Genomic DNA, 17640 nt, shown 5'->3' with positions numbered 1-17640 from the left:
TGATACAAACGCCCCTCTCTGCCAGGCAGAGAGGGGCAAATCAGCAACGACTTATTCAGCAGCGTCAGGCGTGGTCACCGCGACAGCTTCTTCAGCCTGCGGCTTAGATTCTGTCGCTTCTTTGATGCTCAGACGTACACGGCCCTGGCGATCAACCTCCATCACCTTAACCGGTACTTCCTGACCCATCTGCAGATAGTCGGTCACTTTCTCAACGCGCTTATCAGCGATTTGTGAAATGTGAACCAGACCTTCTTTACCACCGCCGATTGCAACGAAGGCGCCGAAGTCAACGATACGGGTCACTTTACCACTGTAAACGCGGCCCACTTCGATCTCTGCGGTAATCTCTTCGATACGACGAATCGCTTCTTTAGCTTTCAGACCATCAGTCGCAGCGATTTTCACGGTGCCGTCATCTTCAATTTCAATCGTTGTGCCGGTCTCTTCTGTCAGTGCACGAATCACTGAGCCGCCTTTACCGATCACATCTTTGATCTTGTCAGAGCTGATTTTGATGGTGTAAATGCGTGGTGCGAATTCAGAAATCTCAGTACGCGGTGTGCTGATAGCCTGTTCCATAACGCCCAGAATGTGCAGACGCGCACCCCGGGCCTGGTTGAGCGCTTCCTGCATGATTTCACGCGTGATGCCTTCGATTTTGATGTCCATCTGCAGCGCGGTTATACCTTCACGGCTACCGGCTACTTTGAAGTCCATGTCGCCCAGGTGATCTTCATCGCCCAGGATGTCAGACAGAACAACAAACTTCTCATCTTCTTTCACCAGACCCATTGCGATACCGGCAACGGCGGCTTTGATTGGCACACCTGCATCCATCAGCGCCAGTGAGGCACCGCAGACAGAGGCCATTGAAGAAGAGCCGTTAGATTCGGTGATTTCAGAAACAACACGAATGGTGTAAGGGAAATCTTCCGCTTTAGGCATTACCGCTAACACGCCGCGCTTCGCCAGACGACCGTGACCAATCTCACGACGCTTCGGCGAACCTACCATGCCGGTTTCGCCGACAGAGTATGGAGGGAAGTTGTAATGGAACAGGAAGCTGTCGGTACGTTCGCCCATCAGCTCATCAAGGTTCTGCGCATCGCGGGTCGTACCCAGCGTTGCAGTAACCAGTGCCTGCGTCTCACCACGGGTGAACAGTGATGAACCGTGTGTACGTGGCAATACGCCAGTACGCACGTCCAGACCACGGATCATATCTTTTTCACGACCATCGATGCGTGGCTCGCCATTCAGGATGCGAGTACGAACGACGGTTTTTTCAAGGCTATGCACGATGTCGCCGATTTCTGAACCATCCAGCGTTTCATCTTCAGCCAGCAGCGCAGCGATGGTTTCGTCTTTAATGACGCCAACCTGGGTGTAACGCTCCTGCTTGTCAGTGATGCGGTAAGCATCGCTGATGCGCGCTTCTGCCAGGGCAGCAACGCGAGAAATCAGTGCGGTATTGGCCGCTTCTGGCTGCCAGTCCCAGCGTGGTTTGCCCGCTTCAGCAACCAGGGCATTGATGTTTTCGATAACAATCTGCTGCTGGTCGTGACCAAAGACCACGGCGCCCAGCATCTGCTCTTCTGACAGGATCTCAGCTTCAGATTCAACCATCAGAACGGCATTCTGCGTACCGGCAACCACCAGATCCAGACGAGACTGTTTCAGCTCATCTGCGGTTGGGTTCAGGACATATTGATCGTTGATGTAACCAACACGCGCAGAACCAATTGGGCCATTGAACGGCAGACCAGAAAGCGCCAGTGCAGCAGAAGCACCGATCATGGCAACGATGTCCGGATGAACCTGTGGGTTCACAGAGACAACAGTGGCGATAACCTGAACTTCGTTAACAAAACCTTCCGGGAACAGCGGACGAATCGGGCGGTCAATCAGACGCGAAATCAGGGTTTCGCCTTCGCTTGGACGGCCTTCACGACGGAAGAAGCTGCCTGGGATACGACCAGCAGCGTAAGTACGCTCCTGATAGTTCACGGTCAGTGGGAAGAAATCCTGACCTGGTTTAGATTTTTTCTGACCTACTACAGTGACGAATACTGCAGTATCGTCCATGCTCACCATAACAGCGGCTGTCGCCTGGCGAGCCATCATGCCGGTTTCCAGCGTGACGGTATGTTGACCATATTGGAATTTGCGTACGATCGGATTCAGCAAAATCAAAGTCCTTAACTTCGGGGCATGGCTATCTGTAGCCCGCCATTGATTACCAATCTTCAGTTGCATCCTCGCGACTAATGACAACCCTCGACCGCCCCTGCGGTAAAGCCTCTCATTAGCCGCGCGAAATTCTGCAAACTAAAGATCACACTAAGCAACAATACATCAGTTTGGTCCGGATTGCTGCCGATTGCTCGAAAAAAGGGGCCATAAAGGCCCCCTCTTCACGAAACTCGCACAAATCTGATCGTAAGCTGCACAGAGTGCAAAAGCCCGCATAATGCCCCGACGATCAGATTCTTCAGACTTAGCGACGCAGACCGAGACTTTCGATCAGGCTGCTGTAGCGTGCAACGTCTTTACGCTTCAGGTAGTCCAGCAGCTTACGACGCTGAGATACCATGCGCAGCAGACCGCGGCGGCTGTGGTGGTCTTTTTTGTGCTCAGAGAAGTGACCCTGCAGATGGGTAATCTGCGCGGTCAACAGGGCAACCTGAACTTCAGTTGAACCGCTGTCGTTAGCACCACGGCCATATTTAGCAACGATCTCTGCTTTAGCTTCTACGCTTAGAGACATAATAAACTCCAGTAATAAATGAATGTATGGGTGCCGATCTCTAATTCAGCATCCCGCTTTAAAGCCGCGCTATTCTACTCTGCGCCCGATAGCAACGCAAATGCCCCATCAGCGAAAAGTGAACGCCTGGCTCAATCCTGATACTCAACCACTAAACGACGTGGCGCAAGCCGGCCATCGTCGGCAATTTCTGCCATACCGATAAACTTACGCGCTTCGCCTTCCGATACCCTTACCAGCCCCTGGGCAGGCGCATTACTGGCCTGTACCGGCTGTCCCTGGCGGAAGAAATCTGCCACGGCAGGCGGGATATTCACTTCAGGGAAATCAGAGGCGGGGCTGTCCATTGGCAACAACAGCGGATCGAGCTGCGTTTCCAGTGGAATGCCGGCTTCTGTGGCTTCCGCCAGCAGGGTGTTGAGCTGTTCCAGCGTCACCATCCTTTCATACGGATAACGGGCAACCTGCACGCGACGCAGCATAATCACGTGCGCACCGCATCCCAGCTTTTCGCCCAGGTCATCGATGATGGTGCGGATATAGGTGCCTTTGGAGCAATGAATTTCCAGCTCCAGCTCGTTATCCTGCCAGCGAATAAATTGCAGTTCATAGACAGTGATCGGACGCGGTTCACGCGCAATCTCAATGCCCTGACGCGCATATTCATACAGCGGGCGTCCCTGATGCTTTAGTGCCGAAAACATCGAAGGCACCTGCAGCGTTTCGCCGCGGAAGCTCTCCAGAGCACTGTCCAGATTGGCCTGAGTGAAGCTGACCGGACGCGTCTGCACGATGTTGCCATCGGCGTCTGACGTGTCGGTCCGCTCGCCCAGTCGGGCAATCACGCGATAGCGTTTATCGGAATCGAGCAGATACTGCGAAAACTTAGTCGCTTCACCCAGGCAGATCGGCAACATGCCGGTAGCCAGAGGATCCAGCGCGCCGGTATGTCCTGCGCGATTCGCGTTAAAGATACGCTTCACTTTCTGCAGGACATCATTCGACGAGACGCCTTGTGGCTTATCCAGCAACAACACGCCATGGACGTCGCGACCGCGACGACGCGGACGACTCATTACGCCTCCTCGTCATCGCCAGTGGCGTCCGGACCACGGCGTTCAGTATCGTTCTTCACGACGCTGGTGACGAGATTGGACATGCGCATCCCTTCGACTAACGAGTTGTCGTAGAAGAAAGTCAGCTCAGGCACGATACGCAGACGCATCGCTTTGCCCAGCAGAATGCGGATATAACCTGACGCTTCTTTCAGCGCTTTCAGGCCATGTTTAATCGCTTCTTCATCTTTGTCGTTGAGGAAAGTCACGAACACTTTTGCGTAAGCGAGATCGCGTGAGACTTCAACGCCAGATACGGTGACCATCATGCCAAGACGTGGATCTTTGATCTCACGCTGCAGGATCATCGCAATCTCTTTTTGCAGCTCTTGTGAAACGCGCTGCGGGCGACCAAATTCTTTCGCCATCATTATTTCTCCCAAATAATTCGGGAGGCCAGAGGCCTCCCAAATTGCAACACATCAGCAGTCTATTACTCGATGGTGCGTTTAATTTCGATGATTTCAAACACTTCGATCATATCGCCAACGCGAACGTCGTTGTAGTTCTTCACGCCGATACCGCACTCCATGCCGTTACGCACTTCGTTGACGTCATCTTTAAAGCGACGCAGAGATTCCAGCTCGCCTTCGTAAATTACCACGTTGTCGCGCAGGACACGGATTGGATTGTGACGCTTGATGTTACCTTCCGTCACCATACAACCGGCAATCGCGCCAAACTTCGGTGATTTGAACACATCGCGCACCGCAGCCAGACCGATGATCTGCTGTTTGTACTCTGGTGCCAGCATGCCGCTCATCGCCGCTTTAACTTCGTCAATCAGGTTATAGATGACAGAGTAGTAGCGCAGATCCAGGCTTTCTGCGTCAATGACGCGACGCGCAGAGGCATCGGCACGAACGTTGAAGCCAAGGAGGATGGCGTTAGAGGCAGCAGCCAGGGTCGCATCGGTTTCGGTAATCCCGCCCACGCCTGAACCCACAATCTTCACCTTCACTTCGTCGGTGGAGAGTTTCTGCAGGGAGTCGGAGATTGCTTCCACAGAACCCTGAACGTCAGCTTTCAGAACGATGTTCAGTTCAGACACTTCGCCTTCGGTCATGTTAGCAAACATGTTCTCGAGCTTAGATTTCTGCTGGCGAGCCAGTTTAACTTCGCGGAATTTGCCCTGACGATAGAGCGCAACTTCACGTGCTTTCTTCTCGTCACGTACCACGGTCGCTTCATCACCCGCAGCCGGCACGCCGGACAGGCCCAGAATCTCAACCGGGATAGATGGACCCGCTTCCATGACTTCGCGACCCAGTTCGTCACGCATTGCACGAACGCGGCCATATTCGAAACCACAAAGAACGATGTCGCCTTTGTTCAGCGTACCTTCACGTACCAGCACGGTGGCAACCGGACCACGACCTTTGTCGAGGAACGATTCGATCACCACGCCGCTCGCCATACCTTCACGGATAGCGGTCAGTTCCAGCACTTCCGCCTGCAGCAGGATAGCGTTTAACAGGTCATCAATGCCGGTACCCGCTTTCGCAGAGACATTAACGAACATGTTTTCGCCGCCCCACTCTTCCGGAATGATACCGTACTGAGTCAGTTCGTTTTTAACACGATCCGGATCCGCTTCTGGCTTATCGCACTTGTTCACTGCAACCACAACCGGCACTTTAGCGGCTTTGGCGTGCTGAATAGCTTCGACAGTCTGTGGCATCACGCCATCGTCTGCTGCAACCACCAGGATAACGATATCGGTCGCCTGCGCACCACGTGCACGCATCGCGGTAAACGCGGCGTGGCCCGGGGTATCCAGGAAGGTAACCATACCGTTGTCGGTTTCAACGTGGTAAGCACCGATGTGCTGAGTAATACCGCCCGCTTCGCCAGAGGCGATTTTAGTGGAACGAATATAGTCCAGCAGGGACGTTTTACCGTGGTCGACGTGGCCCATGATGGTGACAACCGGAGCACGAGACTCCTGCGCAGCATCAGTATCACGATCGTCCATTACCGCTTCTTCCAGCTCGTTCTCACGACGCAGGGTCACTTTGTGGCCCATCTCTTCGGCAACGAGCTGTGCAGTTTCCTGGTCGATGACCTGGTTGATGGTCGCCATGGCGCCCATTCTCATCATCGCTTTAATGACCAGAGAACCTTTCACCGCCATTTTGTTAGCCAGTTCGGCTACGGTGATAGTTTCGCCAATCACAACATCGCGGTTAACGGCCTGCGCTGGCTTGTTGAAGCCCTGCTGCAGTGCGCTAGGTTTGCGATGCTTGCCGCCTTTACCACCACGAACCTGCGCACGCGCTTCTTCACGGTCAGTTTTGGCTTCAGAGTGTTTGTTGCCTTTTTTCGCCGGACGCGCAGCTTTAGCCGTAGTACGCGCACGCGCACGACCTGCTTCAACCTGACGGTCATTTTCGTCTTCCGCCTGACGGGCATGGGTCGAAGTGGTGACGTGATAGTCGCCTTTATCCTCTTCTTCCGGTTTTTCCCATTCAGCTGATTTCTCTTCAGCCAGACGGCGGGCTTCTTCTGCTACGAGGCGGGCAGCCTCTTCAAGCTTACGGCGGGCTTCTTCTTCAGCTTTACGCTTCAGTTCGGCAGCTTCAGCTTCGCGACGGGCTTTGTCTGATTGCGCAGCCCTGGTCACTTCGTCGGTAGGTTGATTTGTCACTTTTTCATTTTCCGCTGCTGCACGTTTGGCCTTGTCAGCGGCTTCGCGCCTGGCTTTATCTTCGGCTTCACGTTGCGCTTTCTGTTCAGCTTCGCGACGGGCTTTTTCTTCAGCCTCGCGTTGCGCCTGCTCTTCCGCTTCACGCTGCGCCTCGGCTTCAGCTTCTGCCTGAGCTTGCTCAGCCTCTGCATCACCCTTCACATAGGTACGCTTTTTGCGGACTTCAATTTGCACCGACTTACTTTTACCCCCGGTGCCTGGAATATTCAAGGTGCTGCGCGTTTTACGCTGCAGCGTCAGCTTAGCTGAACCGACCTGACCGTGTTCACGGTTCAGATGAGATAGTAAGGTTTCTTTCTCTTGCTGGGTCACCGCGTCATTTTCAGACTTAGGGATCCCCGCATCAGCAAATTGCTGTACCAGGCGATCGACCGGAGTCTGAATTTCTGCGGCCAGCGATTTTACGGTTACATCTGTCATGCTGTTCCTTCCTGTTATTACGCGTCATCGCCGAACCAGCAGATATTACGTGCGGCCATAATCAGCGCGCCGGCTTGTTCATCAGACATGCCTTCAATATCCGTCAGATCGTCAACACCTTGCTCAGCGAGATCTTCCAGCGTGCAAACGCCTTTCGACGCCAGGCGGAACGCCAGCGCACGATCGAGGCCTTCAAGATTCAGAAGATCCTCAGCGGGCTCCTGATTTCCAAGACTCTCTTCTTTCGCCAGTGCCAGGGTGGTTAACGCATTTTTTGCTCGTTCACGCAGGGCTTCAATGGTCTCTTCGTCGAGGCCGTCGACTTCCAGCAGCTCGTTGATTGGCACGTATGCCAGCTCTTCCAGCGAGGAGAAGCCCTCTTCCACCAGTACGGTGGCGAACTCTTCGTCGATGTCGAGATGTTTAGTGAACATATCGATCGCTGCATGTGCTTCAGCCTGATGCTTAGCCTGCAGATCATCGACGGTCATCACGTTCAGCTCCCAGCCACTCAGCTGTGAAGCGAGACGCACGTTTTGGCCGTTACGGCCGATCGCCTGAGCCAGATTGCCAGCTTCTACGGCGATATCCATGGTGTGGTTATCTTCATCAACCACGATTGACGCCACATCGGCCGGAGCCATGGCGTTAATAACAAACTGCGCCGGGTTATCGTCCCACAGCACGATATCGATACGCTCGCCGCCCAGTTCACTGGAAACTGCCTGAACACGCGCGCCGCGCATGCCCACACAGGCACCCACTGGATCAATACGTTTGTCGTTGGTTTTGACTGCAATTTTAGCGCGCGAACCCGGATCACGAGCAGCGGCTTTAATTTCAATCAGTTCTTCGCCAATTTCTGGCACCTCGATGCGGAACAGTTCAATCAGCATTTCTGGTTTAGAACGCGTCACGAACAGCTGCGCGCCACGCGCTTCCGGACGTACAGAGTAGAGTACGCCACGAATACGGTCGCCTGGACGGAAGTTTTCACGCGGCAGCATATCTTCGCGCAGAATCACCGCTTCGGCATTGCTGCCTAAGTCGAGGGAGATGTTGTCGCGGTTAACTTTCTTCACCACGCCCGTGATAATTTCGCCTTCCTGCTCACGGAACTGATCAACCACCATTGCGCGCTCAGCTTCGCGCACTTTTTGCACGATAACCTGCTTAGCGGTCTGGGTGGTGATACGGTCAAAGGTGACCGATTCAATCTGATCTTCGACATATTCGCCCAGATTGAATGCTTCATCTTCGAAGCGGGCCGCATCCAGCGTGATCTCGCGCGTCGGCTGTGTCACCTCTTCTACGATTTCCCAGCGGCGGAAAGTATCGAAATCGCCACTGCGGCGATCAATGCTGACGCGTACCTCAATTTCCTGCTCGTACTTTTTCTTGGTCGCAGTCGCCAGCGCGCTCTCCAGCGCTTCGAAGATTTTCTCACGCGGCAGGGCTTTTTCGTTAGAAACGGCTTCTACAACAGCTAAGATCTCTTTGTTCATCCTGGTTAGCCTCAATCCGGACTTTTAAAAGTGGGGGACCAGGTTCGCTTTCTGAATATTACTCAGTGCGAACACTTCATCGCTACCCTCAACGTGCACCGTGATCATCTCGCCATCAACTGACTTAATGGTTCCCTGCCATTTACGGCGGTTCTGCACGGCCATACGCAACACCAGACTCACTTCTTCACCCATAAAGCGGGTGTAGTGTTCTGCAGTGAACAGAGGACGATCGAGTCCCGGTGAAGAGACTTCTAGGTTGTAAGGGACCGTAATGGGATCTTCAACATCCATTACCGCACTTACCTGGTGGCTGACATCGGCGCAATCATCGACATTGATGCCATCTTCACTATCAATATAGATGCGCAGGATAGATGTGCGACTACGAACGAATTCAATTCCAACCAGTTCGTAACCCAGCGCTTCTACGGGAGCCGATACCAACTCTGTCAATTTTTGCTCTAATGTGGACAAGCCCACCCCCAAGACATAAAAAAAGGGCCTATAGCCCAGTATTACGATTCGCTAATAACAAAAAACCCCGAATATTCGGGGCTTTTAATCACTGGACCCTGTATGCCGCAATGCGGCCCGGACTCCATCCAAAGAATTTTCTTTCAAAAAATAACCGTGAATGCGTCCGTCGATGCATACAGTATATTTGAAAAAGAACTCAAAGGGAAAATTGGTTGCGGGGGCCGGATTTGAACCGACGACCTTCGGGTTATGAGCCCGACGAGCTACCAGGCTGCTCCACCCCGCGTCCGAAAACGTGGCGAATAATACGCCAGACCTGCATAAAATGCAAGGGATACTGCTATTTGGTACCGAGGACGGGACTTGAACCCGTAAGCCCAATCGGGCACTACCACCTCAAGGTAGCGTGTCTACCAATTCCACCACCACGGCACTGCACTGACCACAACGATTCGTTGTGCTGACGACCTTACTTAGGAATATCGCTGCCCGGCGTTACCGGTTGAGCTGGCTTTTCAGTCTGTTGAGAAGACTGCGCCGGCGCAGAAAGATTTTCCCACTCGCTTCCTTTAGACGCTTTATTGCTGTTCAGATTACCCAGAACCAGGCTGATGATGAAAAACAGCGCTGCTAAGATGCCGGTTGTACGAGTCATGAAATTACCTGAACCCGAAGAACCAAACACCGTACCGGATGCGCCTGCACCGAATGAGGCTCCCATATCAGCGCCTTTGCCTTGCTGCAGCATGATCATACCCACGAGGGCGATAGCTACAATAAGGAAAACTACTAAAAGAGCTTGGTACATATCATCCTGTTCCTTGCACGGTAATCGTACAGTTAAAGCTTCAACCAGTATTGATGGGGAGTCTCGTCATCACCCATCAGAAGCGGGTGTGAATACTAACCAAAGGCGCATATCTCTGCAAGTGCAATTTTTACTACCCCTACTGTTTGCAGAAAAAAACGCCATCCCGGTGATTTTACAGGCAGTTCAGCACTCTGCAGACCGCCTGTTACGGTTTTAAACGGCCTTGACCTGGTCGGCGATGCGATTCGCCAGTTCGGTAACCTGCGCCTCATTTTCGCCTTCGACCATGACACGAATCAGTGGCTCAGTACCTGATTTACGCAGCAGAACGCGTCCGCGACCCGCCAGCGCTTTTTCCACTTCGGCCGTGACAGCTTTTACCGCGTCACTCTGAAGCGGATCATGTTCGCCCGCAAAGCGTACGTTAACCAGGACCTGCGGCAGCATCTTCATGCCACTACAGAGATCGTGCAGGCTCATATGGTTACGCACCATCGCAGTGAGCACTTGCAAACTTGCAACGATACCGTCACCGGTTGTGGTTTTATCCAGCAGGATCACATGACCGGAGTTCTCTGCACCGAGACGCCAGCCCTTCTCCTGCATCTTCTCCAGTACATAACGGTCACCGACTTTGGCACGGGTAAACGGAATGCCGAGCTGTTTCAGCGCTAACTCCAGCCCCATGTTACTCATCAGGGTACCGACCACGCCGCCGCGTAACTGTCCCTGACGCAGGGCTTCACGCGCAATGATGTAGAGGATCTGGTCGCCATCAACTTTGTCACCCAGATGGTCAATCATCATAATGCGATCGCCGTCACCGTCGTAGGCCAGGCCGATATCAGCCTTCTCCGCCAGCACGCGCTGCTGCAGCAGTTTGAGATCGGTGGCACCGCACTCTTTGTTGATGTTCATGCCGTCTGGCTGGACACCGATAGCAATCACCGTCGCGCCCAGTTCACGTAATACATTCGGCGCAATGTGGTAGGTGGCGCCATTGGCGCAGTCGACCACAATTTTCAGGCCATTCAGATTCAGTTCGCTGGGGAACGTCCCTTTGCAGAACTCAATGTAACGCCCTGCTGCATCGACGATGCGGCTGGCGCGGCCTAACTGCGCTGATTCAACGCAGGTAATCGGCTTTTCCATCTCCAGCTCAATCGCCTCTTCAACGTCGTCGGGCAGTTTGGTGCCCTCGGACGAGAAGAATTTAATTCCGTTGTCGTCAAAGGGGTTATGTGACGCTGAAATCACAATGCCCGCCTCTGCGCGGAAGGTACGGGTCAGATAGGCGATGGCTGGTGTCGGCATCGGGCCGGTAAAGGCGGCCGTCAGGCCTGCTGCGGCGAGACCGGCTTCCAGCGCGGACTCCAGCATATAGCCAGAGATACGGGTATCTTTACCGATGATGATCTTCTTTGAACCGTGGCGCGCCAGCACTTTACCTGCGGCCCAGCCCAGCTTCAGGACGAAATCGGGGGTGATGGGTGCTTCACCGACTTTGCCACGAATGCCGTCTGTACCGAAATATTTACGATTACTCATGATACTCCTTTTGCTCTTCGGGTCGCTTCGACCACGCGCATCGCTTCAGCCGTCTCTTTTACATCATGGGCGCGAATAATCTGCGCGCCCTGCATAGCAGCAATCACCGCGCAACTCAGGCTGCCGGTTAAACGCTGTGACGGGCCGACGTTTAACAGCTGGCCAATCATCGATTTACGCGACATCCCCACTAACAGCGGCAGGCCGAAGTGGTGAAAATCGCCAAGATGAGCCAGCAGTTCATAATTGTGGCTGAGATTTTTACCGAAACCGAAGCCCGGGTCGAGTATCAGACGCTCTTTTTTAATGCCCGCCGCTTCGCAGCGCGCTATCTGCTGAGCGAAGTAAGTGTCCACTTCGCTTAAAATATTTTCGTAAACCGGTGCCTGCTGCATGGTGCGCGGTTCGCCCTGCATATGCATTAAACAGACGGGCAGCCCGGTCGAGGCGGCGGCTTCCAGTGCTCCGGGTTCAGAAAGCGAACGCACGTCGTTTATGATGTGAGCACCCACTCGCGCGGCTTCCCAGATGACGTCAGCTTTAGAGGTGTCAACTGAAATCCAGACTTCGAAACGCTGGGCAATGGCATCAATGACCGGAATCACCCGCTCCAGCTCCTCCTCCACACTCACTTCATCCGCGCCAGGACGGGTTGATTCCCCACCCACATCGATGATGGTTGCGCCTGCATTGACCATCTCATTGGTATGCGTCAGCGCATCGACCAGCGCGTTATGCTTTCCACCATCTGAAAAGGAGTCCGGCGTGACGTTAAGAATGCCCATCACATGTGGAAAAGATAAATCGAGATGGGAATCACGGGCGAACAACTTCATAGCGGAAACTCCTTGCTGATCAATATCTGGATGTAAAAAACCCCGGACCAGCCGGGGTTTTGTCTGACGATGTTGCGTCTTATTTGTTGTACTGCTCTGACATGGTATTGCCTGGGTTTGGCGTACGCGGTTCATCAACCGGACGTGGCGCCTTTGGCGTACCGTTGCTGTCTGAGTTGCTGCCTGGATCTTCCCAGCCCGCTGGCGGACGCACTTCGCGGCGTGCCATCAGGTCGTCGATCTGCGGTGCATCAATGGTTTCATACTTCATCAGCGCGTCTTTCATCGCGTGAAGGATGTCCATGTTCTCACCCAGAATCTGACGAGCACGCTGGTAGTTGCTGTCGATCAGGTGCTTAACTTCCTGATCGATGATGCGGGCCGTTTCATCAGACATATGTTTCGCTTTCGCGACAGAACGTCCGAGGAACACTTCACCCTCTTCTTCTGCATAGAGCAACGGACCCAGTTTTTCAGAGAAGCCCCACTGCGTCACCATGTTACGTGCCAGATTGGTCGCAACTTTAATATCGTTGGACGCACCGGTAGAAACACGTTCTGCACCGTAGATGATCTCTTCTGCCAGACGACCGCCGTAAAGCGTTGAGATCTGGCTTTCCAGTTTCTGACGGCTGGCGCTGATCGCGTCGCCTTCAGGCAGGAAGAAGGTCACACCCAGTGCGCGACCGCGCGGGATAATCGTTACTTTATGAACCGGATCATGCTCTGGTACCAGGCGACCAATAATGGCGTGGCCTGCTTCGTGGTAGGCAGTTGACTCTTTCTGCGATTCCGTCATCACCATGGAGCGACGTTCCGCACCCATCATGATTTTGTCTTTCGCTTTCTCGAACTCCACCATCGAAACCACACGCTTGTTTGAACGGGCCGCGAACAGCGCTGCTTCGTTAACAAGGTTGGCCAGATCGGCACCCGAGAAGCCTGGCGTACCACGTGCAATGATTGCTGCATCAACATCAGTTGCCAGCGGCACACGACGCATATGCACTTTCAGGATCTGCTCACGACCGCGAACATCTGGCAGGCCAACAACAACCTGACGGTCAAAGCGACCTGGACGCAGCAGCGCAGGGTCCAGTACGTCAGGACGGTTAGTTGCGGCGATAACAATAATACCTTCGTTACCTTCGAAACCATCCATCTCAACCAGCATCTGGTTCAGCGTCTGCTCACGTTCGTCATGTCCACCGCCTAAACCGGCGCCACGCTGACGACCGACTGCGTCGATCTCATCGATAAAGATGATGCACGGAGCCGCTTTTTTGGCCTGTTCGAACATGTCACGCACACGGGATGCACCGACACCGACAAACATTTCCACAAAGTCAGAACCGGAGATGGTAAAGAAAGGCACCTTCGCTTCGCCGGCAATCGCTTTTGCCAGCAAGGTTTTACCGGTACCCGGTGGCCCCACCATCAGAACGCCTTTTGGAATCTTACCGCCCAGCTTCTGGAAACGGCTTGGCTCACGCAGATATTCCACCAGCTCAGCAACTTCATCTTTCGCTTCGTCACAACCTGCTACGTCGGCGAAAGTGGTTTTAATCTGGTCTTCCGTCAACATGCGGGCTTTGCTCTTGCCGAAGGACATCGCGCCCTTGCCGCCGCCGCCCTGCATCTGACGCATAAAGAAGATCCACACACCGATCAGCAGCAACATCGGGAACCACGAAATGAAGATTGAAGCCAGCAGGCTTGGTTCTTCCGGCGGTTCGCCAACCACTTTGACGTTTTTGGTCAAGAGGTTATCGAGCAACTTGGGATCGTTGACAGGAATGTAGGTCGTGTATTTATTGCTGTCTTTTTTAACGACGTTAATTTCACGCCCGTTAATACGTGCCTCGCGGACCTGATCCTGGTTCACTTCCGACAGGAAGGTTGAATAATCAACCCGACGGCCATTCGACTCGCTGGGCCCAAAGCTCTGGAATACTGACATCAGCACGACCGCGATGACTAACCAGAGAATCAGGTTTTTCGCCATGTCACTCAAGGGATTAACCTCATATTACAACGGTGTTAACAGATAGCGTAGGGTACTATAGATCCCGCATACATGGAATCGCAGCAAAACTGCGGACTTCTCCAGCAATTTGGTTATAGTTTGCGCCCAGTCGCCACAATATACACTTCACGTGAACGTGAACGTGAAGCGTCCGGCTTACGAATTTTCACTTTCGTAAACAGGGAGCGAATTTCCCGCAGGTATTCATCGAAGCCATCTCCCTGAAACACTTTCACTACAAAACTGCCGCCAGGTGCCAGGATATCCCGACACATCTCCAGCGCCAGCTCGACTAAATACATCGACCGGGGAATATCTACGGCAGGTGTACCACTCATATTCGGCGCCATATCGGACATGACAACCTGAACTTTTTGATCGCCAACGCGTTCAAGCAGCGCATTGACCACCGATTCTTCACGAAAATCGCCCTGAAGGAAATCGACACCGACTATCGGATCCATTGGCAGGATATCACAGGCAATGACTCGCCCTTTGTTCCCAATTTGCTGTACCACATATTGCGACCAGCCTCCGGGTGCAGCACCCAGATCTACCACGGTCATGCCGGGTTTGAAAAGCTTGTCACCCTGTTGTATTTCATCAAGTTTAAACCAGGCGCGCGAACGCAACCCTTTTTTATGCGCCTGGAGCACATATTTATCGCTAAAGTGTTCCTGAAGCCAGCGGCCGGAGCTGGCCGAACGCTTTTTACCCGTCATAATATTTCCAACTAAATCGTCATCGTAGCGATAAACCTGCACGCAATGGGTTGCGTCGATTTGGTGATATACCCGAGATGGCGGTAGAATGAACCGTTTTCAATCCCTGAGTAAGTAAAAAACTACGATGAATCTAAGTACCAAACAAAAACAGCACCTCAAGGGCCTCGCCCATCCGCTCAAGCCAGTGGTTATGCTGGGTGGCAATGGCCTGACTGAAGGCGTGCTGGCCGAAATCGAGCAGGCTCTGTCGCATCACGAACTGATCAAGGTAAAAATCGCCTCGGAAGATCGTGAAACGAAGCAGCTGATCGTTGAGGCTATCGTGCGTGAGACCGGTGCCAGCAACGTACAGGTGATCGGCAAAACGCTGGTGCTGTATCGCCCCTCTAAAGAGAGCAAAATTTCTCTGCCACGCTAAGTGGGCAAAGAAAGTGACATGCTCTTACCTCAGATAAAAGGCCGCAATGCGGCCTTTTTCCTTTCTTTACATTGTGCTTTAACGCTTTTCAAAGCGTAGCAACATCTTAAAGGTATTCCACCTTCAGGATTTCATACTCAACGTCGCCGCCCGGGGTTTTCACGATAGCCACGTCATCGGCCTCTTTACCCACCAGGCCACGCGCCATCGGCGAATTGACCGAAATCAGATTTTGCTTAAAGTCCGCTTCGTCATCGCCCACAATGCGATACGTGGCTTCTTCGTCGGTTTCGACGTTCAGCACGGTGACGGTTGCACCGAAAATCACGCGTCCGGTTTTCGGCATCTGAGTGACGTCGATAACCTGCGCATTGGAGAGTTTGGCTTCAATCTCCTGAATACGACCTTCGCAAAAACCCTGCTCTTCACGCGCAGCGTGATATTCCGCGTTCTCTTTTAAATCGCCATGTTCGCGTGCATCAGCGATAGAGGCGATAATGCGCGGGCGCTTCACGGTTTTCAGCTCGTTCAGCTCTTCGCGCAATCTTTCAGCGCCTCTTAACGTCATCGGAATCTGATTCATTTAAGCTCCTCGCCATCTTTCCTGTTTAACGATGTCATCCTGACCGGTGACTGCAGAAAAAAGCGTTCTGCGGCGCATTAGCCCGTTTTTGCAAATAAAAGAATCCTGACCCGGAGATGCTTCCAGGCCAGAAAAGAGTTTTGCAATTTGATACGTATTTTACCCCAGAGTTCCCTGCGGGTCATCGTTTACTTTGCACCGTCCAGCGACGTAGTATTGACGCCCTCACCTGCCAGTTACCGCGAGATTATGCGATTTTCACGACTTGTTACCGGATTAAGCTGCGCATTTATGCTGCAGGCACACGCAGCGCCAGTTGATGAATACATGCAGTACCTGCCAGACGGCGCCAATCTGGCGCTGATGGTACAAAAAGTAGGCGCATCAACACCGATTATTGATTATCACGGAAAACAGATGGCCCTGCCCGCCAGTACCATGAAAGTGGTGACGGCGCTGGCAGCATTGCTGGAGCTGGGTGGCGACTTCCGTTTTCAGACCACTTTTGAGACTCGCGGCGCCATTATCGATGGCACCCTGAACGGCGATTTAGTTGCACGTTTCGGCGGTGATCCCACCTTAAGCCGTCAGGATCTGCGCAACATGGTGGCGGCGATAAAGAAGCAGGGCATTAACCATATCAAAGGCAATCTGGTTATCGACACCTCCGTTTTTGCCAGTCACGATATGGCGCCGGGCTGGCCGTGGAACGATATGACCCAGTGCTTCAGTGCTCCGCCGGGTGCGGCAATCGTTGATAAAAACTGCTTCTCGGTGTCGCTCTACAGTGCTAATACGCCGGGTGAGAATGCCTTTGTACGTATCGCCTCCTATTATCCGGCGCATATGTACAGCCAGGTGCGCACCATTGGCCGCAACAGCGGCGAAGGGCAATATTGCGAGCTGGATGTGGTGCCGGGCGAGCTGAACCGTTACACCCTCACGGGCTGTATGCGCCAGCGCGCGGAACCGCTGCCGCTGGCATTTGCGGTGCAGGATGGCGCGGCCTGGGCTGGCGAAATCCTCAAGGCGGAACTGCGGTCGTCTGAGATTGACTATAGCGGGCATCTGGTGCGACAGACGCAGGTCACCGAACCGGGTACCGTGCTGGCATCGACCCAGTCCGCGCCGCTGCATACGCTGCTGCACACCATGCTGAAGAAGTCAGACAACATGATTGCCGACACGGTGTTCCGCACCATTGGTCATCACTACTTCAATGTGCCCGGCACGTTCCGCGCCGGACAGGATGCCGTTCGCCGCATCCTGAAAGCCAAAGCCAATGTCGACATGGGTAATAGCATTCAGGTGGATGGTTCAGGTCTCTCCCGCCATGACCTGATTTCGCCGCAAACCATGATGCAGGTATTGCAGTTCATTGCGAAGAATGACAACACGCTGGATTATATTTCGATGCTGCCGCTGGCAGGTTACGACGGCACGCTGCAGTATCGCGGCGGGCTGCATGAGGCGGGGCTGGATGGCAAAGTCTCGGCGAAAACCGGCTCACTGCAGGGCGTCTATAACCTGGCGGGCTTTATCACCACCTCCAGTGGTGCGCGGGTGGCATTCGTTCAGTTCCTTTCCGGTTATGCGGTCCCGCCGGAAGATCAGCGTACCCGCCGTATTCCGCTGGTGCGATTTGAGAGCCGTCTCTACCGCGATATCAATCAGAACAACTGATTATTCAGTCATA

At 53.5% G+C, this 17640-nt stretch carries 15 protein-coding genes and 2 tRNA genes; 2 read left to right on the top strand and 15 right to left on the bottom strand.

Annotation, left to right across the window (positions count from 1 at the left end):
• Positions 1 to 51: 51 nt before the first annotated feature.
• The 14 genes from pnp to rlmE form a co-directional block, all read right to left on the bottom strand.
• Complete coding sequence (gene pnp, locus HFD94_RS11345) at positions 52 to 2190, bottom strand: polyribonucleotide nucleotidyltransferase (RefSeq protein ID WP_010251767.1); 2139 nt, start codon at positions 2188 to 2190, stop codon at positions 52 to 54.
• Between the two features lie 310 nt (positions 2191 to 2500).
• A complete protein-coding gene (rpsO, locus tag HFD94_RS11340) occupies positions 2501 to 2770 on the bottom strand; it encodes a 30S ribosomal protein S15 (protein ID WP_003851063.1) in 270 nt (89 codons plus the stop codon).
• Positions 2771 to 2901: 131 nt separating this feature from the next.
• Positions 2902 to 3846, bottom strand: coding sequence for a tRNA pseudouridine(55) synthase TruB (truB, locus tag HFD94_RS11335; protein WP_122889213.1), 945 nt, complete (start codon positions 3844 to 3846; stop codon positions 2902 to 2904).
• Entirely contained in the window at positions 3846 to 4253 is a 408-nt protein-coding gene (rbfA, locus tag HFD94_RS11330) for a 30S ribosome-binding factor RbfA (protein WP_010251785.1), read from the bottom strand. Before rbfA ends, truB begins: the two co-directional genes overlap by 1 nt.
• Positions 4254 to 4318: 65 nt before the next feature.
• Entirely contained in the window at positions 4319 to 7012 is a 2694-nt protein-coding gene (gene infB / locus HFD94_RS11325) for a translation initiation factor IF-2 (protein WP_010251789.1), read from the bottom strand.
• A 17-nt stretch (positions 7013 to 7029) separates the two neighbouring features.
• Positions 7030 to 8517 (bottom strand): transcription termination factor NusA, encoded by a 1488-nt coding sequence (gene nusA / locus HFD94_RS11320; protein WP_010251792.1) that lies wholly within the window; start codon positions 8515 to 8517, stop codon positions 7030 to 7032.
• Between the two features lie 24 nt (positions 8518 to 8541).
• A complete protein-coding gene (gene rimP / locus HFD94_RS11315) occupies positions 8542 to 8994 on the bottom strand; it encodes a ribosome maturation factor RimP (protein WP_010251795.1) in 453 nt (150 codons plus the stop codon).
• Positions 8995 to 9206: 212 nt separating this feature from the next.
• A tRNA-Met gene (locus tag HFD94_RS11310) sits at positions 9207 to 9283 on the bottom strand.
• 59 nt (positions 9284 to 9342) lie between these two features.
• Positions 9343 to 9429: transfer RNA gene (locus HFD94_RS11305), tRNA-Leu, on the bottom strand.
• 37 nt (positions 9430 to 9466) lie between these two features.
• Entirely contained in the window at positions 9467 to 9805 is a 339-nt protein-coding gene (secG, locus tag HFD94_RS11300) for a preprotein translocase subunit SecG (RefSeq protein WP_010251798.1), read from the bottom strand.
• 216 nt (positions 9806 to 10021) lie between these two features.
• Positions 10022 to 11356 carry a phosphoglucosamine mutase gene (gene glmM, locus HFD94_RS11295; RefSeq protein ID WP_010251799.1) on the bottom strand — a complete coding sequence of 445 codons (1335 nt, stop codon included), beginning with the start codon at positions 11354 to 11356 and terminating at the stop codon, positions 10022 to 10024.
• Positions 11353 to 12192, bottom strand: a complete 840-nt coding sequence (gene folP / locus HFD94_RS11290) for a dihydropteroate synthase (RefSeq protein WP_122889211.1) — start codon at positions 12190 to 12192, stop codon at positions 11353 to 11355. The genes glmM and folP overlap by 4 nt, the downstream gene beginning before the upstream one ends.
• A gap of 79 nt (positions 12193 to 12271) precedes the next feature.
• Entirely contained in the window at positions 12272 to 14197 is a 1926-nt protein-coding gene (gene ftsH / locus HFD94_RS11285) for an ATP-dependent zinc metalloprotease FtsH (RefSeq protein ID WP_010251805.1), read from the bottom strand.
• Between the two features lie 113 nt (positions 14198 to 14310).
• The gene (gene rlmE / locus HFD94_RS11280; RefSeq protein WP_010251807.1) at positions 14311 to 14940 is read right to left on the bottom strand and encodes a 23S rRNA (uridine(2552)-2'-O)-methyltransferase RlmE; all 630 of its coding nucleotides are present in this window, start codon (positions 14938 to 14940) and stop codon (positions 14311 to 14313) included.
• A 127-nt stretch (positions 14941 to 15067) separates the two neighbouring features.
• On the opposite strand from rlmE, the gene yhbY reads away from it, so the two are divergent.
• A complete protein-coding gene (gene yhbY, locus HFD94_RS11275) occupies positions 15068 to 15361 on the top strand; it encodes a ribosome assembly RNA-binding protein YhbY (RefSeq protein WP_010251809.1) in 294 nt (97 codons plus the stop codon).
• 106 nt (positions 15362 to 15467) lie between these two features.
• On the opposite strand, the gene greA is transcribed toward yhbY, so the two are convergent.
• Positions 15468 to 15944, bottom strand: a complete 477-nt coding sequence (greA, locus tag HFD94_RS11270; protein WP_010251811.1) for a transcription elongation factor GreA — start codon at positions 15942 to 15944, stop codon at positions 15468 to 15470.
• A gap of 249 nt (positions 15945 to 16193) precedes the next feature.
• Here greA and dacB point away from each other — a divergent pair, with 249 nt between their 5' ends.
• Positions 16194 to 17627: a serine-type D-Ala-D-Ala carboxypeptidase gene (gene dacB / locus HFD94_RS11265; RefSeq protein ID WP_010251813.1), complete on the top strand. Its 1434-nt coding sequence runs from the start codon at positions 16194 to 16196 to the stop codon at positions 17625 to 17627.
• The last annotated feature ends 13 nt before the right edge of the window (positions 17628 to 17640 follow it).

It is taken from the genome of Pantoea sp. EKM20T, assembly GCF_011800485.1.
GTDB lineage: Bacteria > Pseudomonadota > Gammaproteobacteria > Enterobacterales > Enterobacteriaceae > Pantoea > Pantoea agglomerans.
The sequence above is the reverse complement of the archived record's forward strand: the minus strand, read 5'-3'. Positions and strand labels throughout refer to the sequence as shown.